Origin of the sequence: Pseudomonas neuropathica (assembly GCF_051174785.1) — a bacterium.
Classification (GTDB): domain Bacteria; phylum Pseudomonadota; class Gammaproteobacteria; order Pseudomonadales; family Pseudomonadaceae; genus Aquipseudomonas; species Aquipseudomonas neuropathica_A.
This window is the reverse complement of the sequence record NZ_CP195111.1, coordinates 1,667,892-1,691,531: the sequence shown is the minus strand read 5'-3', so window position 1 is coordinate 1,691,531 and position 23,640 is coordinate 1,667,892. Positions and strand designations below refer to the sequence as shown.

The following is a 23,640-nucleotide window of genomic DNA, read 5'->3' as shown; positions in this document are numbered from 1 at the left end:
AAGACTGCCGCACTTTCGCTTTTCACGCCAGTCGCAGATGGTTGAAAGGCCCACACTACGACACCCAGCGCTGCAGAATCTGCTGCAGATCATTACGTTTGAACGGCTTCGCCAGATAATCGTTCATGCCCGCCGACAAACAGGTTTCGCGGTCGCCCTGCAAGGCATTGGCGGTCAGCGCGATGATCGGCACGTCGCTGCGTCCGGGCAGGCGCCGGATCTGCCGGGTGGCCTCATAGCCGTCGATAACCGGCAACCGGCAATCCATCAGAATCACTTCAAAATCGCTGCCCTCGGCACTGCGCACCGCTTGTGCGCCATCGGTGGCGACACTGACAGTAAAGCCCAGACTGCGCAGCATCGCTTCGATAACCGTCTGGTTCACCGGATTGTCTTCCACCAGCAAGACATTGCGTCCTTCACCATGGCTCTTGCTGTTCAGCGCACGCGGCGCGGTTAGTGGTGGCAGCGCCTGCTTATAAAGTGCCAACGGGATTTCCAGGGTGAACACCGAGCCACGACCTTCCTCGCTCTGCGCGCGCAAGGTGCCGCCCATGCGTTCGGCCAGCGTACGGGCGATCGGCAAACCGAGGCCGGTGCCGCCGTAGCGTCGCGAGATCGAACTGTCGGCCTGCTGGAAGGCGTTGAACATCAACTCCAGACTTTCAGAAGAAATGCCGATGCCGCTGTCGCGCACCGAACAGGTGAACCACAGCAATTCGTGATCCAGCGACTGCCATTGCGCCTCGATGCTGACCCGACCCTGTTCAGTGAATTTCAGCGCATTGCCGACCAGGTTGACCAGAATCTGTCTGATCCGCGTCGGATCGCCCTGCACCTGCAAACCGCGCATGTCGTCCGGGATGCGCAGATCCAGCGCCAGCCCTCGCTGCACCGCGCTGTGCTGGAACGACTGCGCGCAGGCGCCAATCAGTTCGGCAAGATTGAACGGGATGTGCTCCAGTTCCAGCTCCGAACGCTCGATGCGCGAGAAATCGAGGATATCGTTGATGACTTTCAGCAAGTGCTCGGTGGACTCCGAGGCGAGCGCGGCGTATTCGACCTGCTCCTCGGTCATCTCGGTGGTTTCCAGCAATTGCAGCATGCCCAGCACGCCGTTCATGGGCGTGCGCAATTCATGGCTCATCATCGCCAGAAAGTCGGACTTGGCGTTGTTGGCTTTCTCCGCTTCCTCGCGGGTCTGGATCAGTTGCGCCATGGCTTGATGTTGCTCGCGGCTGGCCTGTTCCAGCGCCTGGGCGAGGTTATTGATGTGCTGCGACAACGCGCCCAGTTCGGTGTCATCGACGATCGGCAGCGGGGTTTTATAGTCGCCGTCCTGAATGGCCTTGACCGCATCACCGATATCGCGGATCGGCTGCGACAGGCTGCCGGCCAGGCGTCGCGCCAAGACAAAGGTGAAGAGCAGGGCGAACAGCGCGAGAATCCCGGCCTTGAGCAGAATCTCCTGCTGGCGCTGGCTGAACGCGTCGTTGGACAGACCGACGATCACCCGCCCCAGATAATCTTCGCCGGCCGCGCTATTGCTGACCTTGCCGTCCTGGAAGAAATCATTGTGCAGGGCGATGCGTTGCAGGCGTACCGGTGCCTGAAACACTTCGACCTGATGCGGACGACTGTGGGCTGCCGCCGGTTGTTCGACGTACACCAGAATCCGGTTGGCGCTGTCCTGTACTTCAAGAAAACGCACGTTGGGCGTGGCCAGTGTGGCTTTGAGCAGGCTTTCCAGCACTTCGTTGTTGCCGGAAATCACCCCGTATTCGGTGGCGGGCGCCAGTTGGTTGGCGATCAATTGGCCGGTGTGGTTCAGCTCCTGACGCAAATCCTGAATGCGCACGAAGGTAAAGAAGCTGATCAACAGCAAGGTCAGCAACAGCGCCGGGCCCAGGCTGATCAGCTGGGTGCGGGTGTTGATGTCCCAACGGCGACGGAAACTCATGGGCGGCGTTCTCCTTCAGCCAGTGCGCTGGCAACAGATGCGTCGTTCAGCGGTTCGATACCGAGTGAACGAGCGACCTGCGCATTACTTGAGACTTTAAAACGTGCGGGGTAGAGCGCCCGTGGCCAATTGGCCGGCGGTTGATCGAGCAATTGATCGAGGATTGCCAGCCAGTCGTTCTGGTCGCTGTAACTGCTGGCCAGGCTGCCAGCGCGGACGAACGCAATGTTGGGGCCGACCAGTGCGACTTGCCGTGAGTAGCTGCTGAGCAGCAGGTTTTTTGCGGTTTTCGGGTTGTACAGATCGGGGTCGTCGAGCCCCAGCAGCACATCGCTGTTCTTCAGCACGGCTTGCAGAGGGCGGCTGTCGTGGGTGTTGTCCCAGCGCTCGCTGACGATTTGCAGATTCAGCGGCGCGGCGGCGAGATTCAACTCCTTGAGGAGGAATTCGCTGTGCTCATCGAACAGCACGCCGATTCGCCGGGCCTGGGGCAGAATACGGCGGATCAACTGCAACTGGCGGCTCAGCGGCGGATCACTCCAGAGCAAACTCAGATGTGCCGGTTGCGTGCTGCCGAGACGCTGGCGGGCTTGCAGGCGACTGATGCGCAGCACCAGCGTTGGCGGGCCTTGGGTTTCTTGCAGACGCCAGTCGAGACTCGGCAGGTCGAGCAGAATCAGGCGCAGACTGGCGGGCAGTTTTCCCGGTGCAGGCAGGCTGGCCAGCGGCTGGAAACGCACGTTGTCGGTCGGGCGCAGTTCGCTCAGTGCCTGCACGAACGCCTGTACACCGGGGCTTTCCTCGGCACCGGTCAACAGAATATCGGCAGCCTGCACCGCCACGCCGTGCAGCCATGCGGTCAGAAACAGGCAGAACCCGGCCAGCCAGTGGCCAAGGGTTGGCATCTTCCGTGACGGCCAGTAGCTCATCCTAGAACTCCAGCTCGGCACTGAAGTACATCAACCGGCGCTCATCGTAATTGTTGTCGACGAAGGTGGTCGGCTCATGGTCGAGGCGCTGTTGCAGCACGCCAGCGAGTTGTAGCTGTGCTTTGCCCAACGCAATGCGTTTGGCGATGCGTGTGTCGACCCGTTCGAAACGGTAGCCGTTGAGCGCGTTGTCGCCGTAATAGAAGAGGGCACTGTTCCAGCCATGGCCCCAATCGCGTAGCCAACCGGCCGAACCACTGTTACGCGAAGTGAATTGCTGATCCAGCGGATTGCTCGCCTCGGCATCGACGAAGGCGTAAGTGAAACGCAAGCGGTCGGCCAGGCTCACGCGCCAGTCGAGCTGGGTTTCCGTGCCGCGAAAACGCGAGCTGTTGGCGTTGCTCGCAATGTATTGGTTGTTGCGCAGCGGCTCGCTGATCATCCCGGTAATTTCGTCGTAGAACAGCTTTACGTCGAGGGCCAGGCCGAGTTCGGCGAAATAGCCGTTGTAGCCCAGCTCCCGCGAGCGCATGTGTTCCTGGTCGAGATCGCCCGGGCCACGGGTCTTGACGAAGTAGCGCGCCGACGACTGGCCGTAGGCGGACGGGCGCAAGTTGCTGACCTGATAGCTCCAGTTGACATTGTTCTCGAACATGTCCGGCGAGCGGATCGCTTCCGAGTACACCGCGCGCAGGCTGTGGCGCGGGTTGATCAGATAATTGATGGCGAAGCGCGGAGTCAGCGAACTGCCGATCAGTTGCGTGTCTTCAAACATCGCACCGCCCTGCAGCAGCCAGTGTTCCGTGGCGCGCCATTCCAGTTGGCCGAACGCGCGCCACGTAGTGTCGTCCAGCGTGCCATTGAAGTAGGTCTCGGAGTCGGCGCGGTCGTAACGATAGTTCATGCCGCTGACCAGACGCAGGCTGTCGGACAGGCTGAGGGTGTCCTGCAGTTCGAGGTCGTAGCGCGATTCGCGGGCACTCTGGTCAATATCACCGCACAGGGTGCGGCTGGCACCGTTGCGCCATTGATCCAGCACCTGATTGGCCAGGGCCATTTCCTGCGGCGTGCCGGGCGCCGCGCCGGTGCCGGTGAACTGCGTGATATTGCGCGCCAGACGCTCGGTGTAATTCGGATTGAGCTGCCACAGTTGCGTCAGCTCGGGGCTGAATGACACCTCGGCATCGCAGGCGCGCCAGGTTTGCTGACGATCCCAGTGTTGCGCCGAGCCTTGTATATAAAGGCTGTGTTGCGGGTTGATGTCGAGGTTCCAGCGCACCGAGCCGGCGTAATCCTTGGCTACCACGTCGGAATTGTTCCCGGCGTCGGTAATTCCTGAGAACACCGGGCGGTAGGTGTACGGCCGCTGGTTGGTCCCGTCCTTGGCGTTGACCTGCCAGTCGAGGCTCTGGTTATCGCTGAGGGTGTGGCTGACCGCGAGACTGAAGCGATTCAAACGACGGCTGTCGCGGTAATCAGCACCGCTGCGATCGCTGTCGAAGCCATCATCTTCCTGGCCAGACAACGACAGGCGCAAATCACCGCCATTCCAGCCGGTGCCCTGGCTGGCATGGAAATCATTGATGCCGCGCTGACCACGGGTGTACTTCAACCGCGTGCCGTGGCTGTCCGCCGGGTGGCGGGTGATGATGTTGACCACCGCCATCAGCGCGTTGGCGCCGTAACTGACAGTGTTCGGGCCGCGAAATACTTCGATGCGCTCGATGTCTTCCATGGCCACCGGAATATCGCTCCAGTCCACCGTGGACAATCCGGCGCGATACACCGAACGGCCGTCGATCAGCACTTGCATGCGCCGCGCTTCAGTGGCGTTGGTGCCGTGGTAATTGACTGCCGCCTGATTGCCGCTGATGTTGCCGACCATCATTCCCGGCACCAGGCGCAGCAGTTCGCTGATGTCGCGGGCACCGCTGGCGTTGATCAGTTCGCTGTCGAGTACGGTCATGCTCCCCGGCACTTCCGCTGGCGTCTGTTTCAGGCGGGTGGCCGTCAGCACCTGCGGCAGCGCTTCGCTGTCGACAAACAGATCGTCCGCCTGCAAAGCCGGGCTGAGCAGCAGCGCCAGCAACAGAGACGAACGCGGGGGAAGAGTACCGACGGACACGACACAGCCTTGAAAGCAGAGAATTGGCGCGCATGTTAACCGAGGGCAGCGACTTTTCCAGTCACGTTGCAAGCATTTTCCTAGGTTTTATCGGTCTTCTTCCTACAAGTGTCGGTAATTGACGCAGGGGCTGGCCGCCATCGGGTCGCCCCGTATAATGCCGGCATCGCCACTGGTATGGATTAACGGATTGCATATGACTGAACAGCGCCCGATTGCGGTCCTGGGAGGCGGAAGTTTTGGTACCGCCGTGGCCAATCTTTTGGCCGAGAACGGCCATCAAGTCCGGCAGTGGATGCGTGACCCCGAGCAGGCCGAGGCCATCCGGGTCAATCGCGAAAACCCGCGCTACCTCAAAGGCATCAAGATTCTGCCGGGGGTGACCGCCGTCACCGACTTGCAGGCAACCCTCGAAGCCTGTGATTTGTGCTTTGTCGCGCTGCCATCCAGCGCGTTGCGCACGGTGCTCGCTGCCCACGCCGAGCGGTTGAGCGGCAAGATGCTGGTCAGCCTGACCAAGGGCATCGAAGCGCAGACCTTCAAGTTGATGAGCCAGATTCTCGAAGAGATCGCCCCGCAGGCGCGCATCGGCGTGCTGTCCGGGCCGAATCTGGCGCGCGAGATCGCCGAGCACGCGCTGACCGCCACCGTGGTCGCCAGTGAAGACGAAGAACTGTGCAAAGCCGTGCAAGCCGCGCTACACGGTCGCACCTTCCGTGTTTACGCCAGCGCCGACCGTTTCGGCGTCGAACTGGGCGGGGCGTTGAAAAACGTTTACGCGATCATCGCCGGTATGGCAGTGGCACTGGAGATGGGCGAGAACACCAAGAGCATGCTGATCACCCGCGCACTCGCGGAGATGACCCGGTTTGCGGTGAATCAGGGCGCCAACCCGATGACCTTCCTCGGTCTGGCCGGTGTCGGCGATCTGATCGTGACCTGTTCGTCGCCGAAGAGTCGCAACTATCAGGTCGGCTTCGCCCTCGGCCAGGGTTTGAGTCTCGAAGAAGCGGTGTCGCGCCTTGGTGAAGTCGCCGAAGGCGTCAACACCCTCAAGGTGCTCAAGGCCAAGTCTCAGGAAGTCGGCGTGTACATGCCGCTGGTCGCCGGGCTGCACGCGATCCTGTTTGAAGGACGCACGCTGGAGCAGGTGATCGGTCTACTGATGCGAGCCGAACCGAAAACCGACGTCGATTTTATTTCCACCAGCGGTTTCAACTGAAATCAGCACGGAGCAAGTCATGAACGATCCGAAAACCGAAGCCAAGTACGAATCCATCCTCCTGCGCGTGTTGTGGATGATCGTCTACGTGCTGGTCTGGCAAGTGGCACAGTTCATCCTCGGCGCGGTGGTGCTGGTGCAACTGATCTATCGTTTGATCTATGGCGCCCCGAGCGCCAGCCTGATGAACTTCGGCGACAGCCTGAGCCAGTTTCTGGCGCAGATCGGCCGCTTCGGCAGCTTCCACAGCGACCAGAAACCGTGGCCGTTCGCCGACTGGCCAGCGCCGCGTACCCCGGAAGGTGAAGCGCCACACGCCGTTGCCCCTGCACCGCATCCGGTGCGCGATGAGGAACCCAAACTATGAAACTCTGGGTATTGCGTCATGGTGAGGCCGTGCCTCACGGCTCGAAGATCGATTCCGAACGGGAACTGACCGAACACGGGCGTAAAGAAGTCTTGAACAGCGCCGCTCACTTGATGGGACAGCCGCTGACCGCGATCTACGCCAGCCCCTATCTGCGTGCGCAGCAAACCGCGCAGATTGTTCGCGAGGCGCTGGGCTTCGAGCCGGAGATTCGCACGGTCGAGTGGCTGACGCCGGAGGTTGATCCGGACAAGGTCACCGATCAGTTGGTGTCGGTGAGCAATGTGCTGCTGGTCAGCCATAACCCGTTGGTGGGCCATTTGCTCAGTTATCTGCAGCATGGCGCCGGGTATCCGCCGGAGAAGGTCTGCACGGCCGGTCTAGCTGAGCTGGAAAGCCCTGAACTGCTGATCGGCTCGATGACCCTCAACAGCCTCAAACACCCGTAACGCTGATCCCCTGTGGGAGCGAACCTGCTCGCGAAAGCGGCGTGTCATTCACCCTTTATGTGTCTGACAGCCTGTATTCGCGAGCAGGCTCGCTCCCACATTGATTTCCGCAAACCCATGAAATTATTTGTTTGAAAATTCCAACCAAGCACTTGCTTGGTTGACTACGCTTGCTCCAGACCCAAAAAACAGGAGCGAGTCGCATGTCTGCCGCCTTCCGTTTGCCGCTGGACGTGTTCTACGAACGTGAAGCGCGGCACCCGCGCCAGCGCTTTCTCGTGCAGCCCATCGGTGGCGGGCAAGTCGAGACCCTGAGCTGGGCCGACGTCGGTCATCAGGCCCGCTGCGCTGCGCATTGGCTGCGTGCCCGTGAGCTGCCGCAGGGCAGCCACATCGCCCTGATCTCGAAAAACTGCGCGCACTGGATCATTGCCGACCTGGCGATATGGATGGCCGGGCACGTCTCTGTTCCGTTGTATCCCAACCTCACCGCCGAGTCCGTCGCGCAAGTACTCAATCACTCGGAAAGCGTCCTGGCTTTCATCGGCAAACTTGACGACTGGCCGGGCATGGCCAAAGGCGTGCCGGCGGAGCTGCCGACCATCAGCCTGCCACTGCACCCGCCCGGGGATTTCGATTTCAGCTGGGCCGACCTGCAGCGCAGCTCACCGATTCAGGACGATCCGCGCCCGGCGGCCGAGCAACTGGCGACGATCATCTACACCTCCGGCACCACCGGTCTGCCCAAAGGCGTGATGCACAGTTTTGCCAATCTCGGTTTTGCCACGACCCGTGGCACGCAGCTATTCGGGCTTAACGAGAGCGATCGATTGCTCTCGTACTTGCCGCTGTGCCACGTCGCCGAGCGGATGTTCGTGGAACTGGCGTCGATCTACACCGGACAGACCGTATTCTTTGCCGAGAGCGTTGAGACATTTATTACTGACCTGCAGCGAGCGCGGCCGACCGCGATGTTCGGCGTACCGCGCATCTGGACCAAATTCCAGATGGGCGTGTACAGCAAGATCCCGGCCAAGCGCCTCGACTTCCTCCTCGGCCTGCCATTCATCGGCAAGCGGGTCGGGCACAAAGTGCTGGCGGGGTTGGGGCTGGATGCCTTGCGCGTGGCGTTGTCCGGTGCCGCGCCAGTGCCGCAGACCTTGCTTGCCTGGTATCAGAAACTCGGCCTCGATGTGCTGGAGGTCTATGGCATGACCGAGAGCTGCGGTTACTCGCACATCTGTCTGCCGGGGCAATACAAACAGGGCTGGATCGGCAAGCCGTGCCCGGAGGTCGAAGTGCGTATCGATGAGTCGGGCGAAGTGCAGGTGCGCAGTCAGGCGAACATGCTCGGTTATTTCAAGGAACCGCAGAAAACTGCCGAAACGATTACCGAGGATGGCTTCCTGCGCACCGGTGACAAGGGCGAGCAGGATGCCGAAGGGCGCCTGCGTCTGACCGGCCGGCTCAAGGAAATCTTCAAGACCAGCAAGGGCAAATACGTCGCCCCGGCACCGATCGAAAACCGCTTGGCCGTGCATTCGCGGATCGAACAGGTGTGCGTGGTCGGTGACGGTTTGAGTGCACCGCTGGGGTTGTGCGTGCTGTCGAGCGTCAATCAGGAGGAGGGCCGGGCGAGCCTGCATTCAAGCCTGGAAAAACTCCTGGAGGAGGTCAACGCTGTGCTCGACAAGCACGAACGCCTGCGCCGACTGGTGGTGGTCAAGGACAGCTGGGCGGTGGAAAACGGTTTTCTCACGCCGACCCTGAAGATCAAGCGCAACGTCATCGAAGACACTTATGGCGCGCGTTTCGAAGAATGGAGCGAGCGCAGCGAGGCGGTGCTGTGGCAGGATTGAGCGACCACTACAACAACAAAGGAAGTCTGCGATGAGCTTGTGGCGTACCACTCCCGACATCGAGCAATTGAATGCAATCCAGAAGAACACCATTGGCGAAGTGCTGGACATCCGCTTCGAAGCGTTCGACGAAGAATCGCTGACCGCGAGCATGGTCATCGATCATCGCACCCATCAGCCCTACGGTTTGCTGCACGGCGGCGCATCGGTGGTCCTGGCGGAATCCGTCGGCTCGATGGCCAGTTATCTGTGCATCGACGCCAGCAAGTTTTATTGCGTGGGGCTTGAGATCAACGCCAACCATCTGCGCGGCTTGCGCAGTGGCCGGGTGACGGCGGTGGCCAAGCCGATTCACATTGGTCGCACCACTCATGTGTGGGATATCCGTTTGACCAGTGATGAAGGCAAGGCCAGTTGTGTGTCGCGGCTGACCATGGCGGTTGTGCCGTTGGGTGAGCAGCCGCCCTCACCCTAACCCTCTCCCCGAGGGAGAGGGGACTGACCGAGTGGTTTATTCGAAGTACATCGACCTGAGATACCGAGTCGAATACAGATTCGGAAAAACATGGAGATCGGCTCCCTTTCCCCCTCGCCCCTGGGGGAGAGGGCTGGGGTGAGGGGGTAGCGATCCAGCTGACTCACCATAGCCCTGACCAGACTGTCATCATTCCTGGCAGTTACGGTCATTGCTCCAGGATGCGGTCTTACGGACAATCAACACCACGTTTCCCGCTCATGGATTTGCTCGCATGTCGCAACCAATCTTTTTCGCCCACGCCAACGGTTTTCCCTCAGGTACCTATGGCAAGTTATTCGCGGCGCTGGCGCCCGAGTACCGGGTTGCGCATCTGGAGCAGCATGCCCATGACCCGCGTTTTCCGGCGGATGACAATTGGTACAACCTCGTCGACGAGTTGATCCACCATTTGCAGCAACAGGATCAACCGGTGTGGGGCGTTGGCCATTCGTTCGGTGGCGTTCTGCATTTGCACGCGGCGTTGCGTTGCCCTGAGCTGTATCGCGGCGTGGTGATGCTCGATTCGCCGGTGCTGACCCGCACCGATCAGTGGGTGATCCGTGCTGCCAAGCGTTTTGGTTTCATCGACAGACTGACCCCGGCCGGCCGCACCCTTGGCCGGCGCGAAGAGTTTGCCGATCTCGACAGTGCGCGCAGCTATTTTGCTGGCAAGACACTGTTCCGTGGTTTCGATCCGGAATGTTTCGATGCCTACCTGCAGCACGGTTTGCACCAGGTCGGCGACAAGCTGCGCCTGCGCTTCGATCCGGCGACCGAAATCAGCATCTATCGCGGCGTGCCGCACACCAGCCCTGGTCGTACCGGGCAATTGCAGGTGCCGCTGGCAGTGGTGCGCGGGCACAAGAGCCGCGTGGTCATGCGCCATCACACCCGCTTCGTTTCGCGTCTGGCTCAAGGCGAGGCACTGAGCATGCCCGGTGGCCACATGTTTCCACTCGAACGGCCGCAGGACACCGCTCGGTTGTTGAAGAATCTGTTCACCCGCTGGGAAAACCGCCAGGACAAGGATTGCGCATGAGCCCGACCTTCGAAGAAGTGCGCCTGAGCCTGCCGCATATCGAATTGGCAGCGCATTTGTTCGGGCCTGAGGACGGTCTGCCGGTGATCGCGCTGCATGGCTGGCTCGACAATGCCAACAGCTTTGCCCGTCTGGCGCCCAAGCTCAAAGGCCTGCGCATCATTGCCCTGGACATGGCCGGGCATGGGCATTCCGGGCATCGGCCGAATGGCGCCGGCTATGCGCTGTGGGATTACGCCCATGACGTGCTGCAAGTCGCCGAACAACTGGGCTGGAAGCGTTTCGGCCTGCTCGGGCATTCGATGGGCGCCATCGTTTCCATGGTGCTGGCAGGCTCGTTGCCGGAACGCATCAGCCATCTGGCGCTGATCGACGGCGTCATTCCTCCTACAGACAAAGGCGAAAATGCGGCCGAGCGCATGGGCATGGCCCTGCAAGCGCAACTGGATCTGCGCGAGAAGCGCAAACCGGTCTACAACACCCTCGATCGTGCGATCGAAACGCGCATGAAAGGTCTGGTCGCAGTTAGCCGTGAGGCGGCTGAACTGTTGGCTCAGCGCGGCTTGATGCCGGTGCCTGGCGGTTACACCTGGCGCACCGACAATCGCTTGACCCTGCCATCGCCGTTGCGCCTGACCCAGGAACAGGCGATGGCTTTCGCACTGCGGGTCAGTTGCCCGGCGCATCTGGTGGTCGCGGCTGACGGCATGCTGGCCAAACATCCTGAGTTGCTGGAGCGTCTACCCTTTAGCCGGGAACAGCTGGCGGGCGGGCATCATTTGCACCTCAACGACGAGGCCGGTGCCGACCTTGTCGCAGACTGTTTCAATCGGTTCTTCGCCATTCCTTGACTTGCTGCGGGCAACTGTCGAGGCTGGGCGGGTTGAAATGGGAGACAATCACGATGGATTTCTACACCGCTGCGACCTCGAATCATCCAGCATTGCCGATCCGATGAGCCTGACTATGCGCTCACTCAGTCTGTTGGCACTGTGCTGTTTCAGTACCGTTTCGTTCGCCGCCGATGTGCCGGGCAGTCAGGATCTGCAGATCGTGCCGCGTCTGGCTGATGCACAGATCGTCGACTATCGCCCGCCCGTGGAGCTTGAGCGCATCTATCCGCTGGGTTCAATCCGCAAGATCAGTGGCCAGCTGCGTTTCGATGGCCAGATCACCGCTCGCGGCCAGACCACTTCCGTCACTTACGAGCTACCCCCCGAACATTCCGCCACCGAAGCCTTTACCGCTGCTCGCGAAGCCCTGCAAAAACAGGACGCCGAATTGCTGTTCTGGTGCCAGGCGCGTGATTGCGGCGAAAGCAGCCTGTGGGCCAACGAGGTGTTCGGTAACGCCAAACTGTATGGCGCCGACGAGCAACAGGCTTACCTGCTGTTGAGGCTGGCGGCACCGCGTGACAACACGCTGGTGGCGCTTTACAGCATCACCCGCGGTAATCGCAAAGCCTATCTGCATGTCGAACAGTTCGAGGCGGTTGCACCGCTGGGTGAGTTGCTGCCAACTTCGGCGACCTTGTTGCGTCAGCTCAAAAGCACCGGTGGGCTGGACTTTCCTGATCGCGTGAATGAGCCGGATGACACTTGGCTGCGGCTGATTTCCCGTGGTCTCAATCTCGACACGACGTTGCGGGTGACGGTGTCCGGGCCCAAGGCCGAAGCCTGGCGTCAGGCGTTGATCAATCAGGGGGTGCGCGCGGCACGCATGGAAACCGGCAGTGTCGAAGGCTCTGGCCTGCGCATCGATCTGTTGCGTTAAGCTGTTTCAGGCGAGCACGCGCGGCGTGTTCGCCTACTCTTTGCCTGACTGACTTTTTCGAGACTCTACATGCTCAATAACGATCGCCTGCTGGTGCAGATCCTGCTGCTGGTGTTGTTTGGGGCCAGCCTGTGGGTGATGGCGCCGTTCTGGTCGGCGCTGTTCTGGGGTGCGGTGCTGGCGTTTGCCAGTTGGCCGCTGATGCGCCTGTTGACCCGCTGGCTCAATGGCCGGGAATCGCTGGCTGCGGCGATTCTGACGCTGGGCTGGATGCTGTTGGTGGCGGCGCCGCTGGTGTGGCTGGGGTTCAACCTGGCCGATCATGTGCGCGATGCCACGGCGTTTATCAAGGATGTGCAGGTCGACGGTCTGCCGGAAGCGCCGGGCTGGCTGGGGGCTGTGCCATTTGTTGGTGAGCGGCTGGTGGGACTGTGGGACAGCATCGATCAGCAAGGTGCGGCGCTGATGGTCTCGGTCAAACCGTATCTGGGGCAGGTCGGCAACTGGCTGCTGGCGCGCAGTGCGCAGATTGGCGGCGGGATTCTCGAGCTGACGTTGAGCATTGTCTTTGTGTTCTTTTTCTATCGTGACGGGCCACGGTTGGCGGCGTTTGTGCACAGTTTGCTGGAGCGCTTGATCGGTGATCGCGCGGGCTATTACATCGAGCTGGTCGCCGGGACTGTGCAGCGCGTGGTCAACGGGGTGATCGGGACGGCCGCGGCACAGGCGGTTCTGGCGTTGATCGGGTTTTTGATTGCCGGGGTTCCGGGGGCGTTGGTGCTCGGGATTGTTACCTTCCTGCTGAGCCTGATTCCGATGGGGCCGCCGTTGGTGTGGGTGCCGGCGACGGCCTGGCTGGCGTGGAAGGGTGAGTATGGGATGGCGGTGTTTCTCGGGATCTGGGGGACGTTCATCATCAGTGGCGTGGACAATGTGCTCAAGCCGTATCTGATCAGTCGCGGGGGGAATTTGCCGTTGGTGATTGTGTTGCTTGGGGTGTTTGGCGGGTTGATTGCGTTTGGGTTTATCGGGTTGTTTATCGGGCCTACGTTGTTGGCGGTGGCTTATAGTTTGTTGACGGATTGGAGCAAGAGTCAGGGGCGGGTTGAGGAGCGACGCTAGCGGTTTTGGGTTTTGGGTTTTGGGTGAATATCCGTTGCTGCGGTAACGGCTGCTTAGGGTTCCGCCCTTACGGCGGGTCACTTTTGACAAACGCCTCAAAAGTAACCAAAAACGCTTGCTCCTACGTGCGGCCCGCTCGCTGGGGCTCGGGGTTCCTTCGCTCCGGGATCGATCCGGGCGCAGCGCCTACGGTTTGCTTCGCTGCACCTCCTCTCGCTGTGTTTGGCTGCGCCAAACGGTCGCTGCGCTCCCACGCCCGGATCAATCCCTCCACTCAGCCTTCCGACGTCGCCCGTGGATCAAGATCAAGAGCAGGCGAGCTGACACTCGGCCTATTGAGTGGTGAAGAGCATGCGGTCGGCTTTGGTTTTGTGGTGGATTCACCCCTCACCCCAGCCCTCTCCCTAAGGAGAGGGAGCCGATTTGTGAGCCTTTCAGAATCTGAGTTCGACTCGGTATTTCACGGCGGTGTAGCTCTCCCAAACACCTCGATCAGTTCCCTCTCCCTCAGGGAGAGGGCTAGGGTGAGGGGCTTTTGATTGTCTGCAGCAAATAATGTCGTCGTCTCAAGTCGCCACATTCAAGTACTTGCCCACCGGCGCTGCACTATCGAGCGAATACTGCTTGCTCAAATTGGCAATCATACGATTCAGCGCTTCTGTGGTGCTCTGGTTCGAAGCAGTCTGCTCCTCCTCCGGTCGTTCTCTCCCAGCCTGTAATGCCGCTTTCAGCTCATCGCTGCTCACGCCACCACTGCTGTCGCTATCGAGTACCTTGAGCAGTGCTGCGCTGGTGTCGGTGCTGGTCGTTGCAGTGCTGTTGTTGCTGGCTTGCAATGCGCTGCTCAGTTCTGTCGCGGTCACGCTGCCGTCGCCATCGGCGTCGAGTTGGCTGAACAGTTCGTCGCTGTTGATGTGTGGCGGCGGAGGTGGCAGTGGGGAAAACCGGTGGGTGTACCGGCTTATGCAGGGTCAGGGCGCGAGTTGTCCGGGGTTTGTGGGGTTTGTACCGGTTGGTACACACGATGCAATGAACACCGTTGAATCCCTGTGGGAGCGAGCCTGCTCGCGATGAGGGCGGTACATTCAAAAGAGATGTTGGATCAGATGACGCCTTCGCGAGCAGGCTTGCTCCCACATTGGACGGTGGTGTTCTCAGGGGCGCGGCAGGCGAATAACGGCCGTGAGGCCGCCGCCCGGGGTTTCTTCAAGATTGAGCTGGCCACCCAAACGTTGCGCCGCCTCGCGAGCAATGGTCATCCCTAGCCCCACACCGCCGGAATTGCGATTGCGCGAGCCTTCCAGTCGATAGAACGGCTCGAACACCGCTTCACGCTTGTCCTCGGCAATCCCCGGGCCGTGGTCGATCACGCTGATCAGCAGTTGCTCGCGCTGATCGTGCAGTTCAATGCGCGCCTGCCCGGCATAACGCAGGGCATTGTCCAGGAGGTTGTTGATGCATGAACGCAACGCCATCGGCTGCACCGGCAGTGGTGTGCAATGGCCGCGGACCTGCACGTCGGCGCCTTGGTCCTGAGCGTTTTCGCACAGTGACTCGACCAGCGCCTGCACATCCATCAATTGCAAGGCTTCACTGGTGCGCTGTTCGTGCAGGTAGGTGAGCGTGGCGTCGAGCATGCCGATCATGTCGTCCAGATCCTGACGCATCTGGCCTTGCAGCTTTTCATCGCTGATGTTTTCCAGGCGCAGTTTCAGGCGTGACAACGGTGTGCGCAGGTCGTGGGACACGGCACCGAGCATCCGCGCGCGTTGCTGCACCTGTTCGCGAATGCGCCGTTGCATCAGGTTGAAAGTGTGCGCGGCTTGCCGTGCTTCGCGCGGGCCGGACTCGTCGAGCGGCGGACTGTCGAGGTCTTCGCTGAGGCGTTCGGCGGCGTCGCTCAGACGCTGGATCGGACGGCTGAGCAGCTTGGCGCCGTACCAGGCCGCGATCATCAGCGTGATGAATTGAAAGGTCAGCGGGACTATCGGGCCACCAAACCACGGACGCGGTGGCCGTGGCGGGTAGCGTGGGTCTTGCGCCATTGGTTGGCCGTTGGCGCCTTGGGAGAACCCTGGAGGTGGCGGAGGCGGGGGCGGGCCGTAGAGGCGGAACCAGGTGAAAGCCAGCAAGTGCGCCAGGACAATCGCCACGAACAGCACGCCAAACAGGCGCCCGAACAGCGTGTCGAAGCGCGCCCGCATCAGCCGATGTCCCGCGCGTCGAACAGGTATCCCTCACCGCGCACGGTTTTGATCAACTGCGGGGCTTTCGGGTCATCGCCGAGTTTCTGCCGCAGACGCGAGACCAGCAGGTCGATGCTGCGGTCGAACGCTTCGATCGAGCGACCCCGGGCCGCGTCGAGCAATTGCTCGCGGCTGAGCACCCGACGCGGACGTTCGATAAACACCCACAGCAAGCGGAATTCGGCGTTGGACAGCGGCACCACGAGGCCATCGTCAGCGATCAACTGACGCAGGACGCTGTTAAGGCGCCAATTGTCGAAACGAATGTTGGCCCGTTGTTCGGTACGGTCATCACGCACCCGGCGCAGGATGGTCTGGATGCGCGCGACCAGTTCGCGCGGCTCGAACGGCTTGGCCATGTAGTCATCAGCGCCCAGTTCCAGGCCGATGATGCGGTCGGTCGGTTCGCAGCGAGCGGTGAGCATCAGGATCGGAATGTCCGACTCGGCACGCAGCCAGCGGCACAGCGACAAGCCGTCTTCGCCGGGCAGCATCAGGTCCAGCACGACGACGTCGAAATGCTCGGCCAGCAGCGCCTGACGCATCGCCGCACCGTCGGTGACGCCGCTGGCGTGGATGTTGAAGCGCGCGAGGTAGTCGATCATCAGCTCGCGGATCGGCACGTCATCGTCGACGATCAGCGCACGAATGCTCCAGCGCTTGTCGTCTTTAGGCTCATCCGTCGCGGTCATTTGGGTGTTGTGCATGAGGCTGTTCATCTGCCAGTAGGCCGCCAACCACAAAAGATGGGCTGCGAGGTTGTGGTTTCAGCATAGGCGTCCGGCCGTGAGGCGGGAAGTGCTGATGTAAGGACGTGTTGCGGCTGGCGAGGCTAGCGCGGGTGCTTGTTGCTGGCGTGTCGGTTGTGTATCGGAGTCGACACAATAGCAGCGAGCGCTATGCTGATCACGGTCGGCGCGACGATTTACCGATCATCGGGTGCCGCGCCGCCGCCGGTTCCGCTACAATGCGCGCCGATTTCGACCTGCCTGAGAGCCCATTCATGTCCGCCTGCCAGACTCCTATCATCGTCGCCCTGGATTTCCCTACCCGTGACGCCGCACTGAAGCTGGCCGACCAGTTGGACCCGAAACTGTGCCGGGTCAAAGTGGGCAAGGAACTGTTCACCAGTTGCGCCGCAGAAATTGTCGGCACCCTGCGTGACAAGGGTTTTGAAGTATTCCTCGACTTGAAATTCCATGACATTCCCAACACCACCGCGATGGCCGTGAAAGCCGCTGCCGAGATGGGCGTGTGGATGGTCAACGTGCATTGCTCCGGTGGTATGCGCATGATGGCCGCTTGCCGTGAAGAGCTGGACAAGCGCAGCGGCCCGCAGCCGTTGCTGATCGGCGTGACCGTGCTGACCAGCATGGAGCGCGAAGACCTGGCCGGTATCGGTCTGGATATCGAGCCGCAAGAGCAGGTTCTGCGTCTGGCTGCGCTTGCCGAAAAGGCTGGCATGGACGGTCTGGTGTGTTCGGCGCTGGAAGCCACGGCACTGAAAACCGCGCATCCGTCGCTGCAACTGGTGACCCCGGGGATTCGTCCGGCCGGCAGTGCGCAGGACGACCAGCGCCGTATTCTGACCCCGCGTCAGGCGCTGGATGCCGGTTCTGATTATCTGGTGATTGGCCGTCCGATCAGCCAGGCGGCTGATCCGGCACAGGCGCTGGCGTCGGTTGTAGCTGAAATCGCCTAAGCCACACTGAAGATCCAAATGTGGGAGCGAGCCTGCTCGCGAAGAGGGTGTATCAGTCGACGTCAGTATCGACTGAACCACCGCTTTCGCGAGGAGGCTCGCTCCCACATTGGTTTTTGTGCTGGCCTTAAACCTTCAACACCAACTTGCCGAAGTTCTCACCGCTGAACAGTTTCATCAGCGTCTCCGGGAACGTCTCCAGGCCTTCGACGATATCTTCCTTGCTCTTGAGCTGCCCCTTGGCCATCCACCCGGCCATTTCCTGCGCTGCGCTGGCGTATTGCGCGGCGTAATCCATCACCACAAAACCCTCCATCCGCGCGCGGTTGACCAGCAGCGACAGGTAGTTGGCTGGGCCTTTGACCGCTTCCTTGTTGTTGTACTGGCTGATCGCACCGCAGATCACTACACGCGCCTTCATGTTCAAGCGGCTCAACACCGCATCGAGGATGTCGCCACCGACGTTGTCGAAGTACACGTCCACACCTTTCGGGCATTCGCGTTTAAGTCCCGCCACGACATCTTCGGACTTGTAGTCGATGGCACCGTCAAAACCCAACTCATCGATAAGGAATTTGCACTTGTCGGCGCCGCCGGCAATGCCAACCACCCGGCAACCTTTGATCTTGGCGATCTGCCCGGCAATGCTGCCCACCGCGCCCGCCGCGCCGGACAATACAACGGTATCGCCGGCCTTCGGTGCACCGACATCCAGCAGGGCGAAGTAGGCAGTCATGCCAGTCATGCCCAGTGCCGACAAATACACCGGCAGCGGCGCCAGTTTCGGATCGACTTTGTAGAAACCTCTTGGCTCGCCGAGGAAATAATCCTGCACGCCAATGGCACCGTTGACGTAGTCCCCGACAGCAAATCCTGGGTTGTTCGAGGCGATGACTTTGCCGATGCCCAGCGCGCGCATGACTTCACCGATACCCACCGGCGGGATGTAGGACTTGCCCTCGTTCATCCAGCCACGCATGGCCGGGTCGAGGGACAGGTATTCGTTCTTGACCAGAATCTGGCCCGCCGCCGGTTCGCCGACCGGTACTTCCTGATAGGTGAAGGTCTCGCGATTGGCCGCCCCCACCGGGCGTTTGGCGAGCAGGAACTGGCGATTGGTCTGGTTGGTCATGGCAGGCACTCGAACGGAATGAAGCCTTGTTGATAGACCTTCGCCGGCATTGGCGCAAGGTTGGCTGATGCGGCGAATGCACGCCGATCCAGTGCAGTGATGATCACCGGGACGGTTTTATCACTGCGGCGCATGGGCGCATAAACAGCCTTTGGATAGTGCTGACGCTCCTCATACCTCAATGGCTATGCTGCAAATCCCCTGCATCTATCCCTCCGAGGACACAACAATGAGCATGACGTTTTCCGGTGAAGTTGCCGTAGTCACTGGCGCGGCCAACGGCATCGGCCGTGCGACCGCGCAGGCGTTCGCCGCCGAAGGCCTGAAAGTGGTGGTCGCCGATCTGGACGCGGCAGGGGGCGAGGGCACGGTAGCGCTGATTCGTACAGCCGGAGGCGAAGCGACCTTCGTGCGCTGCAACGTTACCGTCGAAAGTGAAGTGAAGAATCTGATGGACGAGGTCATCAACACCTACGGCCGTCTCGACTACGCCTTCAACAATGCCGGCATCGAAATCGAAAAAGGCAAACTGGCCGACGGCTCGATGGATGAGTTCGACGCGATCATGGGGGTCAACGTCAAAGGTGTCTGGCTGTGCATGAAGTACCAACTGCCGCTGTTGCTGGCGCAGGGCGGCGGGGCGATCGTCAACACCGCCTCGGTAGCGGGACTGGGCGCGGCGCCGAAGATGAGCATCTATGCGGCGTCCAAGCATGCGGTGATCGGTCTGACCAAATCGGCAGCCATCGAATACGCCAAGAAGAAAATCCGCGTCAACGCCGTGTGCCCGGCAGTGATCGATACCGACATGTTCCGCCGCGCTTATGAGGCCGATCCGAAGAAAGGCGAGTTCGCCAATGCCATGCACCCGGTCGGGCGTATCGGCAAAGTCGAGGAAATTGCCAGCGCCGTGTTGTACCTGTGCAGCGATGGTGCCGCATTTACCACCGGCCACTCGCTGGCGGTGGACGGCGGTGTCACTGCATTCTGAACATGGCGCAAGAAAAACAGCCCGCATTCGTTGCGGGCTTTTTTATGGATCACGCTCAGTTCCGTGAAGCCCTTTAAACAATGTGTATCAAACAGTTAGAACGGTCGCTTTTGGCGGCGTTGTCGCACAGCCTGTCCGGCGCGGCTGTGATTTACTGCCGCCAGCAAAACGGACAGGAGTTTGCTTGCTCATGGAATTGAGAATTGATCGACAGGCAATGGTGCCGGTCGTGCAGCAGATTGTTGACGGACTGACGGAGTGGATCCTGCAAAGCGGCGTACCGCCGGCCACCCGTTTGCCCTCCGTACGGCAAATCGCCCGGGGCAATCTGCTCAGCCAGTCGTGTGTGGTCGAGGCGTGTGAACGGCTGGTATCGCAGGGCGTTCTGAACTCATGTCAGGGCACCGGCTTCATTGTCGCCGCCGCGCCGCCGACACGGGGTGCAGATGAGGAGTTGGCGGCCTTCGAAGGCCGGTATGCCTGGTGCGATGCCGTGTGTGAGGCAGTTGGCGGTTTGAAGCTGGGCGGCGGTGGGTTGCCGCAAAGCTGGCGCGAGCCTGACGACCTCAGTTATGCCCTGCGCGAGGTGGCGCGTACCGACATGGCCAGCCTGTTCAACTACAGCACGCCCTTGGGGCTTCCAGCGTTGCGCGAGCAGATCGTCAAGCGCCTGAGGTTGCTCAATATCGATGGCCGCAGCTCGCAGCTGCTGAGTACCTGCGGCGCCAGTCATGCGCTGGATCTGATCGTGCGCACCTTGTTCAAGGCCGGCGACTGCGTGGTGGTCGAAACACCCGGGTATGCGCCGCTGTTCGATCTCCTGCGCCTGCATGGCGTGCGCATGCTCGAGGTGCGTCGTACCCCGAACGGGCCGGACATCCAGGCGCTGGAGGCCTTGCTGCAACAGTTTCGGCCCGGTGCGTTGTTCATCAACAGTCATCATCACAATCCTACTGGCAGTTGCCTGTCGCCGAGCGTGGCGCAACGCATCCTGCAACTGAGCAAGGCCTATGATCTGCGGGTGATCGAAGACGACGTCTATGCGGACTTGCATACCGGAAACGGTACGCGACTGGCGGCGCTCGACGATCAGGGGCGGGTCATCTACGTGGGCAGTTTCTCCAAGACCCTGAGCAGTTCGCTGCGAGTCGGGTTCGTTTTCGCCGACAGCGAAACTGTCAGGCGGCTGGCGCAGGTGAAGATGATCAGTGGTTTGGGGGTGTCGAGGTTTTCCGAGGCAGTGTTGGCCAGCCTGATGGTCAGTGGCGCTTACCGCAAACTGGTGCAACGTCAGCGTCAAAGGCTGAATGCCGATCGCGCAGCTGCGCTGCAGGCGCTGGAGGACGCCGATTGGGAGGTATTCGGCAAGCCTGCTGGCGGGGTGTTCATCTGGGCGCGTTCGCGCATGAGCGATCAGGCGCGGGTACGTCGGCAGGCTCAACGCTGTGGCGTGCTGCTGTCCGCGCCTGATGCGTTCAGTCCCAGCGGTGAATCGGGCGACTGGCTGCGCATCAACGTGGCATATGCCTGCGATCCGCGCGCTCGGCAGTTTTTTCGCCACACCGGTTCGGATCGACCTCAAGCGTTCTGAAAACGACGCAGGCGTAGCTTTTTGCCATTATTCCGACGCCAGAGACTTGTGCCGGTGGATGGCCGTTGCGACTCTTCGCTCTACTGACAATGGCAGGGGACTACGCGCAATGATTTCGGCCATGCAAGGACGTTTTGCCAACCTCGGTATGGCAAAAAAACTGGGTATCGGGTTTGTGCTGGTTTTGCTGCTGACCGCACTGGTGGCGGCGATTGGCGTCTGGTCCCTGCAAACCATCAGTCAGCGTTTCGACGGGCTGAAACAGATGTCCTCGCTCAACAGTGGCTTGCTCAAGGTGCGCCTGCTCGAGCAGGAATATGCCTTGCGCGGTGATCCGAAAACCGCCGATGCTCTGCGTAAGGGCGCCGACGAACTGGTTGCTCTGGCTGATCAGCTCAAGGCGCAGTCAGCGGCGAATGTGCCGGTCATGAATGATGTGCAGCAGTCGCTGGCGGCCTATCGCAAGGCGTTCGACGAGTTTGTCTCGTTGACGCAGGCCAAGGATCTGGCACTGGAAATGGCCAGTTGGTCGGTGTCCAGTGTGGCCAACAACCTTGATGTGTTACAGGCCGGGCTTGCCGATGACGGTGCGTATACCTTGAAGGACACCGAGGGCAAGGACGGTGCGCAGTTCATTGAGCAGGCCAGCCAGGTCAGTCAGGTCTCGCGATTGATGCTGCAAGCGATGAACGAAGCGCGGATCCGCCTCGATCAAAGCCGCAAGGGCGATGCCGACGGTGCCGGCAAAGGCAATATCGAACAGGCTGCACAGGCCCAGACGCAGGCCGAAGCACTGAAAACCACGGTCAAGGACGAGGGTTACCTGACCGTGCTCAATGAAGTGTCCGGGCATATCGCCGGTTTCAACGACAAACTGGCCGAGTACACCGGATTGCTCGCGCAGGAAAAAACCGTCTACGAGCAATTGCACCAGCGTGCCGACCAAGTGGTCGAGCGGGTGAATCAGGCTTATGTCGCTGAAGATGGCGCGATGCAGGCGGAACTGAAGAAAAACTCGCTGCTGATCATTGGTTCATCGGCGCTGGCGCTGTTGGTCGGATTGCTGGCTGCGTGGCTGATCACTCGACTGATCGTCGCGCCATTGCGCAGTGTGATTCAGGTCGCCCAGCAGATTGCCGCCGGCGACTTGAGTGCGACCGTGGAGGTGACCCGGCGGGACGAGATCGGCCAGTTGATGTTGGCGATGCAGCAGATGGGAGCTGGGCTGAGTGCGATTGTCAGCGGTTTGCAGGCAGGTATCGAGCAACTGGCCAGTTCGGCGCAATCGCTGTCGGCGGTCACTGAGCAGACCAACCTTGAAGTCAGCAGCCAGAAGGAAGAAACCGAGCAGGTCGCCACGGCGATGAACCAGATGACCGCCACGGTGCATGACGTCGCACGCAATGCCGAAGAGGCAGCGTTGGCCGCGCAAACGGCGGATGACAAGGTCGAGAGTGGTCAGCAGGTGGTGCGCCAGAGCATGGCGCGCATCGAGCAATTGGCTGATTCGGCGACATCGGCCAGTTCCAGCATCGAAAGCCTCAGTGCGGAAATCCAGAATATCGGCACGGTGCTGGGGGTGATCAAAAGCGTCGCTGAGCAAACCAATTTACTGGCGCTGAATGCCGCGATCGAGGCGGCGCGGGCCGGGGAGCAGGGCAGGGGCTTTGCGGTGGTGGCCGATGAGGTGCGCGCGCTGGCTCGGCGCACGCAGCAATCGACCGAGGAAATTGAACGGCTGGTCAGTGCGCTGCGCTCGGCGGCGCATTCGTCGGTGCAGCAGATTCAGAGCAGCGGGGAGTTGGTGAAGCAGGCGGTGAGTGATGCGTTGCAGACCGAGAGTGCGCTGGGGAGTATTGCGGTGGCGGTGTCGTTGATTCAGCAGATGAATCAGCAGATTGCGGCGGCGGCCGAGGAGCAGAGCTCGGTGGCGGAGGAGATCAATCGCAGCGTGACGAGTATTCGTGCGAGTGCGGATCAGTCGTCGATCGCGATGCGCGGGAATGCGGCGTCGAGTGTTGAGCTGGCGCAGTTGGGGAGTGAGTTGCGCGGGATGGTTGGGCATTTTCGGCTTTGACGCTTTGGGCTTGGCGGCCTTTGGGCCGGCCAGGCTCTTGGGGTTTTGGGGGGATATCCGTTGCTTCGGGTGTGGCTGATTAGGGTTCCGCCCTTACGGCGGGTCACTTTTGGCAAACGCCCCAAAAGTAACCAAAAGGTCTGCGCCCTGACGTTCGGCCCACTCGCTGGGGCTCGGGGTTCCTTCGCTCCGGGATCGCTCCGGGGGCATCGCCTACGGTTTGCTTCGCTGCACCTCCTCTCGATGTGTTCGACTTCGTCGAACTGTCGCTGCGCTCCCACCCCCGGATCAACCCCTCCACTCAGCCTGCCGACGGGCTTTCAGATCAAGATCAAGAGCTGCAGCCGAGCTAACGCTCATCCTGTTGAGTGGTAGAAGCAGAAGCAGTGCAGGTTTTGCTCTTGCTCTTCTGTGGGAGCGAGCTTGCTCGCGAAGGCGGCCTGGCAGCCGACCTGTTTCTTGCGGTTGTACTCAATCCCATTGTAGGAGTGAGCCTGCTCGCGATGACGGCCTCACATCCACCGGGTGTCCTTCGTTTT

At 60.8% G+C, this 23,640-nt stretch carries 20 protein-coding genes and 2 pseudogenes; 14 read left to right on the top strand and 8 right to left on the bottom strand.

What is annotated here, in order from left to right; genetic code table 11:
• Window positions 1-55: 55 nt before the first annotated feature.
• From ACRRSD_RS07670 to ACRRSD_RS07660, 3 genes are read right to left on the bottom strand one after another with little or no spacing between them, the layout of a single operon-like run.
• On the bottom strand, window positions 56-1,960 hold the full coding sequence (locus ACRRSD_RS07670) for a response regulator (protein WP_435037694.1): 1,905 nt from the start codon (window positions 1,958-1,960) through the stop codon (window positions 56-58).
• Window positions 1,957-2,889, bottom strand: coding sequence for an ABC transporter substrate-binding protein (locus ACRRSD_RS07665; RefSeq protein ID WP_435037693.1), 933 nt, complete (start codon window positions 2,887-2,889; stop codon window positions 1,957-1,959). The genes ACRRSD_RS07670 and ACRRSD_RS07665 overlap by 4 nt, the downstream gene beginning before the upstream one ends.
• Before the next feature lies 1 nt (window position 2,890).
• Window positions 2,891-5,014, bottom strand: a complete 2,124-nt coding sequence (locus tag ACRRSD_RS07660; RefSeq protein ID WP_435037692.1) for a TonB-dependent receptor plug domain-containing protein — start codon at window positions 5,012-5,014, stop codon at window positions 2,891-2,893.
• A 196-nt stretch (window positions 5,015-5,210) separates the two neighbouring features.
• Between ACRRSD_RS07660 and ACRRSD_RS07655 the strand changes: the two genes are divergently transcribed.
• From ACRRSD_RS07655 to ACRRSD_RS07615, 9 genes are all read left to right on the top strand, one after another.
• Complete coding sequence (locus ACRRSD_RS07655; protein WP_435037691.1) at window positions 5,211-6,236, top strand: NAD(P)H-dependent glycerol-3-phosphate dehydrogenase; 1,026 nt, start codon at window positions 5,211-5,213, stop codon at window positions 6,234-6,236.
• 19 nt (window positions 6,237-6,255) lie between these two features.
• On the top strand, window positions 6,256-6,603 hold the full coding sequence (locus tag ACRRSD_RS07650; protein ID WP_122592244.1) for a DUF4389 domain-containing protein: 348 nt from the start codon (window positions 6,256-6,258) through the stop codon (window positions 6,601-6,603).
• On the top strand, window positions 6,600-7,052 hold the full coding sequence (gene sixA, locus ACRRSD_RS07645; protein WP_435037690.1) for a phosphohistidine phosphatase SixA: 453 nt from the start codon (window positions 6,600-6,602) through the stop codon (window positions 7,050-7,052). Before ACRRSD_RS07650 ends, sixA begins: the two co-directional genes overlap by 4 nt.
• 203 nt (window positions 7,053-7,255) lie before the next feature.
• Entirely contained in the window at window positions 7,256-8,911 is a 1,656-nt protein-coding gene (locus tag ACRRSD_RS07640; protein ID WP_435037689.1) for an AMP-binding protein, read from the top strand.
• Between the two features lie 31 nt (window positions 8,912-8,942).
• Entirely contained in the window at window positions 8,943-9,386 is a 444-nt protein-coding gene (locus ACRRSD_RS07635) for a hotdog fold thioesterase (RefSeq protein ID WP_064391574.1), read from the top strand.
• A gap of 274 nt (window positions 9,387-9,660) precedes the next feature.
• Window positions 9,661-10,467: an alpha/beta fold hydrolase gene (locus ACRRSD_RS07630; RefSeq protein ID WP_435037688.1), complete on the top strand. Its 807-nt coding sequence runs from the start codon at window positions 9,661-9,663 to the stop codon at window positions 10,465-10,467.
• A complete protein-coding gene (locus tag ACRRSD_RS07625; RefSeq protein WP_435037687.1) occupies window positions 10,464-11,318 on the top strand; it encodes an alpha/beta hydrolase in 855 nt (284 codons plus the stop codon). Before ACRRSD_RS07630 ends, ACRRSD_RS07625 begins: the two co-directional genes overlap by 4 nt.
• 115 nt (window positions 11,319-11,433) lie before the next feature.
• Window positions 11,434-12,240, top strand: coding sequence for a DUF4892 domain-containing protein (locus ACRRSD_RS07620; RefSeq protein ID WP_435037686.1), 807 nt, complete (start codon window positions 11,434-11,436; stop codon window positions 12,238-12,240).
• A gap of 69 nt (window positions 12,241-12,309) precedes the next feature.
• Window positions 12,310-13,362, top strand: coding sequence for an AI-2E family transporter (locus ACRRSD_RS07615; RefSeq protein WP_435037685.1), 1,053 nt, complete (start codon window positions 12,310-12,312; stop codon window positions 13,360-13,362).
• Window positions 13,363-13,928: 566 nt separating this feature from the next.
• On the opposite strand, the pseudogene ACRRSD_RS07610 reads toward ACRRSD_RS07615, so the two are convergent.
• From ACRRSD_RS07610 to ACRRSD_RS07600, 3 genes and pseudogenes are all read right to left on the bottom strand, one after another.
• Window positions 13,929-14,303 (bottom strand): annotated as a pseudogene (locus tag ACRRSD_RS07610) (EF-hand domain-containing protein); the annotation flags it as partial.
• 213 nt (window positions 14,304-14,516) lie between these two features.
• On the bottom strand, window positions 14,517-15,566 hold the full coding sequence (locus ACRRSD_RS07605) for a sensor histidine kinase (RefSeq protein ID WP_435037684.1): 1,050 nt from the start codon (window positions 15,564-15,566) through the stop codon (window positions 14,517-14,519).
• Complete coding sequence (locus ACRRSD_RS07600) at window positions 15,566-16,315, bottom strand: response regulator (RefSeq protein ID WP_016983639.1); 750 nt, start codon at window positions 16,313-16,315, stop codon at window positions 15,566-15,568. Before ACRRSD_RS07600 ends, ACRRSD_RS07605 begins: the two co-directional genes overlap by 1 nt.
• Before the next feature lie 296 nt (window positions 16,316-16,611).
• On the opposite strand from ACRRSD_RS07600, the gene pyrF reads away from it, so the two are divergent.
• Complete coding sequence (gene pyrF / locus ACRRSD_RS07595) at window positions 16,612-17,310, top strand: orotidine-5'-phosphate decarboxylase (RefSeq protein WP_162483045.1); 699 nt, start codon at window positions 16,612-16,614, stop codon at window positions 17,308-17,310.
• Between the two features lie 127 nt (window positions 17,311-17,437).
• Here pyrF and ACRRSD_RS07590 read toward each other — a convergent pair whose 3' ends face one another.
• Together ACRRSD_RS07590 and ACRRSD_RS07585 are read right to left on the bottom strand one after the other, a co-directional pair.
• Window positions 17,438-18,442 (bottom strand): NADP-dependent oxidoreductase, encoded by a 1,005-nt coding sequence (locus ACRRSD_RS07590; RefSeq protein ID WP_435037683.1) that lies wholly within the window; start codon window positions 18,440-18,442, stop codon window positions 17,438-17,440.
• Window positions 18,439-18,576: a hypothetical protein gene (locus tag ACRRSD_RS07585; protein ID WP_435037682.1), complete on the bottom strand. Its 138-nt coding sequence runs from the start codon at window positions 18,574-18,576 to the stop codon at window positions 18,439-18,441. The genes ACRRSD_RS07590 and ACRRSD_RS07585 overlap by 4 nt, the downstream gene beginning before the upstream one ends.
• A gap of 95 nt (window positions 18,577-18,671) precedes the next feature.
• Between ACRRSD_RS07585 and ACRRSD_RS07580 the strand changes: the two genes are divergently transcribed.
• The 4 genes and pseudogenes from ACRRSD_RS07580 to ACRRSD_RS07565 all read left to right on the top strand — a co-directional run bounded on the left by ACRRSD_RS07580 (window position 18,672) and on the right by ACRRSD_RS07565 (window position 23,101).
• Window positions 18,672-19,433: an SDR family oxidoreductase gene (locus tag ACRRSD_RS07580; protein ID WP_038364530.1), complete on the top strand. Its 762-nt coding sequence runs from the start codon at window positions 18,672-18,674 to the stop codon at window positions 19,431-19,433.
• Window positions 19,434-19,623: 190 nt separating this feature from the next.
• Window positions 19,624-21,024, top strand: a complete 1,401-nt coding sequence (locus ACRRSD_RS07575) for a PLP-dependent aminotransferase family protein (RefSeq protein WP_435037681.1) — start codon at window positions 19,624-19,626, stop codon at window positions 21,022-21,024.
• Window positions 20,957-22,240 (top strand): annotated as a pseudogene (locus ACRRSD_RS07570) (HAMP domain-containing protein); the annotation flags it as partial. The gene ACRRSD_RS07575 and the pseudogene ACRRSD_RS07570, both read left to right, overlap by 68 nt.
• On the top strand, window positions 22,220-23,101 hold the full coding sequence (locus ACRRSD_RS07565; protein WP_435038482.1) for a methyl-accepting chemotaxis protein: 882 nt from the start codon (window positions 22,220-22,222) through the stop codon (window positions 23,099-23,101). The pseudogene ACRRSD_RS07570 and the gene ACRRSD_RS07565, both read left to right, overlap by 21 nt.
• The last annotated feature ends 539 nt before the right edge of the window (window positions 23,102-23,640 follow it).